Raw genomic sequence first — 1,339 nt, 5'->3', positions numbered from 1 at the left:
ATGGCGGCCCGTACCCTAAACCGACTCAGGTGGTCAGGTAGAGAATACCGAGGCGTTCGGGTGAACTATGGTTAAGGAACTCGGCAAAATGCCCCCGTAACTTCGGGAGAAGGGGGGCCACGTCTGGTGACCGGATTTACTCCGTGAGCTGGGGGTGGCCGCAGAGACCAGCGAGAAGCGACTGTTTACTAAAAACACAGGTCCGTGCGAAGCCGTAAGGCGATGTATACGGACTGACGCCTGCCCGGTGCTGGAACGTTAAGGGGACCGGTTAGTCACTCTTCGGGGTGGCGAAGCTGAGAACTTAAGCGCCAGTAAACGGCGGTGGTAACTATAACCATCCTAAGGTAGCGAAATTCCTTGTCGGGTAAGTTCCGACCTGCACGAATGGCGTAACGACTTCTCGACTGTCTCAACCATAGGCCCGGTGAAATTGCACTACGAGTAAAGATGCTCGTTTCGCGCAGCAGGACGGAAAGACCCCGGGACCTTTACTACAGTTTGATATTGGTGTTCGGTTCGGCTTGTGTAGGATAGCTGGGAGACTGTGAACTCTGGACGCCAGTTCAGGGGGAGTCGTCGTTGAAATACCAGTCTGGTCGTGCTGGATGTCTAACCTGGGTCCGTGATCCGGATCAGGGACAGTGTCTGATGGGTAGTTTAACTGGGGCGGTTGCCTCCTAAAGAGTAACGGAGGCGCCCAAAGGTTCCCTCAGCCTGGTTGGCAATCAGGTGTTGAGTGTAAGTGCACAAGGGAGCTTGACTGTGAGACCGACGGGTCGAGCAGGGACGAAAGTCGGGACTAGTGATCCGGCGGTGGCTTGTGGAAGCGCCGTCGCTCAACGGATAAAAGGTACCCCGGGGATAACAGGCTGATCTTCCCCAAGAGTCCATATCGACGGGATGGTTTGGCACCTCGATGTCGGCTCGTCGCATCCTGGGGCTGGAGTCGGTCCCAAGGGTTGGGCTGTTCGCCCATTAAAGCGGTACGCGAGCTGGGTTTAGAACGTCGTGAGACAGTTCGGTCCCTATCCGCTGTGCGCGTAGGAGTCTTGAGAAGGGCTGTCCCTAGTACGAGAGGACCGGGACGGACGAACCTCTGGTGTGCCAGTTGTCCTGCCAAGGGCATGGCTGGTTGGCTACGTTCGGGAGGGATAACCGCTGAAAGCATCTAAGCGGGAAGCCTGCTTCGAGATGAGGACTCCCACCCACTTGATGGGGTAAGGCTCCCAGTAGACGACTGGGTTGATAGGCCGGATCTGGAAGCACCGCAAGGTGTGGAGGTGACCGGTACTAATAGGCCGAGGGCTTGTCCTCAGTTGCTCGCGTCCACTGTGTT

Annotated in this window: 1 rRNA gene; it reads left to right on the top strand. The window is 56.8% G+C overall.

The annotated features are described in order from the left end of the window. Window positions 1-1,317: ribosomal RNA gene (locus IEZ05_RS36085) — 23S ribosomal RNA — on the top strand; the annotation flags it as partial. Window positions 1,318-1,339 lie beyond the last annotated feature (22 nt).

This window comes from Streptomyces flaveolus (assembly GCF_014648815.1).
Lineage (GTDB): Bacteria > Actinomycetota > Actinomycetes > Streptomycetales > Streptomycetaceae > Streptomyces > Streptomyces flaveolus.
The sequence above is the reverse complement of the archived record's forward strand: the minus strand, read 5'-3'. Positions and strand labels throughout refer to the sequence as shown.